The organism is Bacillus hominis, assembly GCF_018332515.1.
Taxonomy (GTDB): Bacteria; Bacillota; Bacilli; order Bacillales; family Bacillaceae_G; genus Bacillus_A; species Bacillus_A hominis.
In genome coordinates this window covers 1-4,356 of record NZ_BOQD01000124.1, presented here as the reverse complement: position 1 = coordinate 4,356, position 4,356 = coordinate 1, and the positions used below count along the sequence as shown (strand labels likewise).

General features: G+C 31.7%; 5 protein-coding genes. All 5 read left to right on the top strand.

Going from position 1 to position 4,356, the window contains the following annotated elements; translation table 11 throughout:
• Positions 1-725 (top strand): metallophosphoesterase (locus KI356_RS13940; RefSeq protein ID WP_212935696.1); only part of this gene is annotated, 725 nt, incomplete at its 5' end.
• Positions 726-941: 216 nt separating this feature from the next.
• On the top strand, positions 942-1,193 hold the full coding sequence (locus tag KI356_RS13935) for a hypothetical protein (protein ID WP_002119518.1): 252 nt from the start codon (positions 942-944) through the stop codon (positions 1,191-1,193).
• Positions 1,194-1,377: 184 nt separating this feature from the next.
• Entirely contained in the window at positions 1,378-2,103 is a 726-nt protein-coding gene (locus tag KI356_RS13930) for an ABC transporter ATP-binding protein (protein WP_212935695.1), read from the top strand.
• The gene (locus KI356_RS13925; protein WP_212935694.1) at positions 2,100-3,119 is read left to right on the top strand and encodes an ABC transporter permease; all 1,020 of its coding nucleotides are present in this window, start codon (positions 2,100-2,102) and stop codon (positions 3,117-3,119) included. The genes KI356_RS13930 and KI356_RS13925 overlap by 4 nt, the downstream gene beginning before the upstream one ends.
• Positions 3,120-3,142: 23 nt before the next feature.
• The gene (locus tag KI356_RS13920) at positions 3,143-3,796 is read left to right on the top strand and encodes a TetR/AcrR family transcriptional regulator (RefSeq protein ID WP_128280072.1); all 654 of its coding nucleotides are present in this window, start codon (positions 3,143-3,145) and stop codon (positions 3,794-3,796) included.
• Positions 3,797-4,356 lie beyond the last annotated feature (560 nt).

Here is a 4,356-nt window from a genome sequence, read left to right as displayed (position 1 = left end):
AAATTCCTTCTTCTTTTAAAGGATTTAAAATCCTCCAACTTTCAGATTTACATAATAAAAAATTTGGTGAAAATCAAAACGTTTTAATTAAAAAAGTAAAAAACTTGAATCCTGATATCATTGTTATTACCGGTGATTTAATTGACAGTAAATCATATGATGCAGAAATTAGTTTGCAAGTAATACGAGAACTTGTGACGGAGTATCCAGTATATTTTGTGACAGGGAATCATGAGCAGTGGTCAGGGAAATATAACAGTTTGGAGAAAGAATTGAAGAAACAGCATGTTACTGTTTTAAGAAATGAGCATGCAAGCATTCAAAAAGAGGGGCAAGAAATATACTTACTAGGTATTGATGATCCTGATTTTACTAATGAAAAACATGACGAAGGAAGTATTATAAAAGCTGAAATTGAAAAAGCAAAGGATAAAGTGCAACCAGATGGATATAAGATATTATTATCTCATAGGCCTGAATTTTTAGAAGAGTATGCTGACGAGAAAATAGATTTAGTTTTATCGGGTCATGCACATGGGGGACAAGTTCGGTTACCTTTTCTCGGGGGATTAGTTGCTCCTAATCAAGGAATACTGCCCAAATATACAGCGGGTTTATATGAAAAACAAAATACGTCTATGATAGTCAGTAGAGGATTAGGCAATAGTATCATTCCGCAAAGAGTTTTTAATAGACCTGAGATTGTAGTCGTGCAGTTAAATTAATCTGTACGGCTTTTTTGTTCAGGGGAATAATTTAAAGGTAGTTTTTCTTGAGTACAAGTTTCCATTACAATTTTGTTAAAATTTTTCAACGTTACATAAAGTAACAAAATTTGACCTATTGAGTTTGTTATAGTGTAAATAATCAAAAAACTTAAAAATTAGTCGAGTTAAAATAGTTATTATTAAACGATATTAAAAATATAAAGGGGTGTACAAATGCATAAAGAATTTGAAATTGAAGAATATACGGCGATTGAGGAGCAAATTCATTATTATAGTACGTCTTTATTAGTAAGTCATCCTGAGCAAATTGTAAAGTATTTAGAAAAACGGTTAGAAAAGTATGCAGAAACGTTACAATATGCACATTTATATCCGAAAACGGTTATATTACCAATACAGCAAATAGTTATCGAATATTCTTTAGATGTTGCTAGAATTAGAAGGTATTTAAATTTAAAAACATAACTAAAATCGAATAATTTAAAATGAAACAGAGTCGACTTTAAGAAAAAATATTCTAATGTCGACTCTGTTTCATTGTTTTAGTAAATAACAGAAAAAATATTTATTTTTAAAGATGGACATATAATAATTCGAGAGTAAAATAAAAGTGAGTACTCACTCATTTTAAAGAAAAGGGGGATTTTTAGTGCAACAACCTTCAATTATTTTACGAGATGTATCAAAAAGTTTTGGGAAAAAAGAAGTTTTGCATAACCTTTCGCTGCAAATAGAAAAGGCAGAAATTTTTGGCTTGGTTGGACCTTCCGGATCAGGGAAAACAACACTCATTAAAATGATTGCAGGTATTAATGAGTCAACTACAGGGGATGTAATGGTTTTTAATACAAACATGCCTAATCTAAATGAAATGAAAAGAATTGGTTATATGGCTCAAGCTGATGCATTATACGAAGAACTATCGGCATATGAAAATGCAGATTTTATTGCAACGATGTATGGGTTAAAAGGTAAGCGTAAGAAAGAGAGAATCGAAGAAGTTTTTGAACTTGTACAATTATCAGAGCATATGAAAAAGCAAGTACAGCATTTTTCAGGTGGAATGAAAAAACGTTTATCATTGGCGATAGCACTCCTTCATGAGCCAGAAATATTAATTTTAGATGAGCCAACAGTTGGGATAGATCCTCTTCTTCGAAAATCGATTTGGGAAAAGTTTTATGATCTTAAAAAGAAAGGCACTACTATTATCGTAACAACGCACATTATGGATGAAGCTGAGTTTTGCGAACGTCTAGGGCTAATTAGAGAAGGGAATTTAGTTGCGATTGGCACACCGGAGGAATTGAAAAAACGAACATCTTCTGGACGAATTGAAGATGTCTTTATGTTAGAAGGAGTGATTGAATCATGAGAGTTAATGGTGTAGTCATCCGTATCATTCGTCAATTTTTTCGAGATAAGCGTTCTTTAGCAATGATGTTTGGGGCACCAATGTTATTACTTTGGTTATTATCTTTAGTATTTACACAAAAAGACTACATACCGCATATTGCTGTAGTCGATGTACCTGCTCCTATAGTAAAAGCAATGAAAAATCAAGAAGCATCAATTTATGAATATAGTAAAGACAAAGCAATTTCAGAGTTAGAAAAACAAAAGGTAGATGCAGTAATTCATTTAGAGAATGGAAAAATGAATCTTCTATTAGAGGGCAGTGATTCATCAAAAAATCGTGCGGTACTTCAAGTATTGCAAAAGAGTACAGAGAAGAATGATGTATCAATGATGAAGCCTGAAGTCGATTATTTACATGGTTCTAAAGACATTACAATGTTTGATGGGCTTGGTCCCGTATTAATTGGTTTCTTTACATTTTTCTTTGTATTTATATTGTCCGGGGTTTCTTTCGTAAGAGAACGTTTAAGTGGTACATTAGAGAGATTATTGTCCACACCAGTGAGAAGATGGGAAATAGTTGTAGGATATATTATTGGTTTTGGAATTTTTGCATTTATACAATCTATTATAATTGTAAGTTTTTCAGTTTATATTTTAGATTTATATGTAGCTGGTTCAATATGGCTAACGCTACTTATAACATGTATGCTTTCTTTAACTGCACTAACATTAGGCACATTTTTATCTGCATACGCAAATAATGAATTTCAAATGATCCAGTTTATACCGCTTGTTATCGTGCCACAAATCTTCTTTTCTGGGTTGTTCCCAATTGAATCTATGAATAAGTGGCTACAAATGTTAGGGAAATTATTTCCGCTCACATATGGTGCTGACGCAATGAGACAAGTGATGATTCGAAATCAAGGGTTTAAAGAAATTGCATTAGATCTTACTGTTTTACTTCTTTTTTCACTATTATTTGCAGTAGGAAATGTATTTGCATTAAAGAAACATCGAAAAATATAATGATGATAAAAGGAGCTCTATAAATGAAGAAGGATTGGCTTGAAGAATTAATTGGTACAACAAATACGGATAAACGAAACGAACGTCAAATGCGTATATTAGAGGCGGCTGTTGATATGTTTGGAGAAAAAGGATACGCTTCAACTTCAACTAGTGAAATTGCAAAGCGTGCTGGTGTAGCGGAAGGAACAATCTTCCGCTACTATAAAACAAAAAAAGATTTGTTGTTAGCGGTCGTCATGCCAACTTTAACAAAGTTCGTTGCACCATTTTTCGTACAAGCCTTTGCAAAAGAAATATTTAAAACGGATTATGAATCGTATGAAGGGCTATTAAGAGTAGTAATTCATAATAGGTTTGAATTTGCCAAAAAACACTTTCCGATGATTAAAATATTAATTCAAGAAGTACCATTTCAGCCTGAACTAAAAAGTGAAATACAACAATTAATAGAAACAGAACTGCTTGTACATTTTAAAAAGTTGATTGCAAAGTTTCAAGAAGAAGGAGAAATTATTAAACTTCCACCATCTTCCGTATTACGTCTTACTTTATCAGCTGTATTAGGGTTACTCTTAACGAGGTTCTTATTATTGCCTGAAGAGAAATGGGACGATGAAGTGGAAATTGAAAATACGATTCAATTTATATTGTATGGACTAACGCCACGGAGGTAATGAAATAAATTATGTGAAATTCTCCGGTTGTTCAAGTTGCATAAAGGAACGAATTGCTGTTGGGACCGGCAAATTAGTTGTTTAATATGGACTTTCAATAATACAATATAATATGTATAAGAATTACAAAAGATATGTGAAACTCAAAGCAATCGATATAAAATCGATTGCTTTTTTTCTATTTAAGAAGAGAAGCGTAACATAATATTTGTTAAGTTAAATGAGCAAAGAAAAAACACAACAATAGGCCGCAGGGTGAATTAACGTAAGAACTCGATGTGAATCGGACAATGCTTTGGAGTGACGTGAAATGAAATCGAAAAAAATCGATTAAATTAAACGTTTAAATTAGGCAATTAAAAAATAAGATTGTCGAATTTTATTATTCGGGAACATTTCTTTAAAAGCCTTTTAACAATCGCACATTTTAAAACGTTAAAAATTAATTGAAATATGAATGCCATTTAAATTTATAACTTGATTAAAGATCCTTATTTATGGCATATAACAAAGTGAAAGATAAAGAATTAGGATGTAATGTTACTAACGTAAAAGGTAGT

Excerpts from the sequence above, each read along its gene's own strand:
- KI356_RS13935 (WP_002119518.1), top strand. The coding sequence starts at position 942 with ATGCATAAAGAATTTGAAATTGAAGAATATACGGCGATTGAGGAGCAA.
- KI356_RS13925 (WP_212935694.1), top strand. The coding sequence starts at position 2,100 with ATGAGAGTTAATGGTGTAGTCATCCGTATCATTCGTCAATTTTTTCGA.
- KI356_RS13920 (WP_128280072.1), top strand. The coding sequence starts at position 3,143 with ATGAAGAAGGATTGGCTTGAAGAATTAATTGGTACAACAAATACGGAT.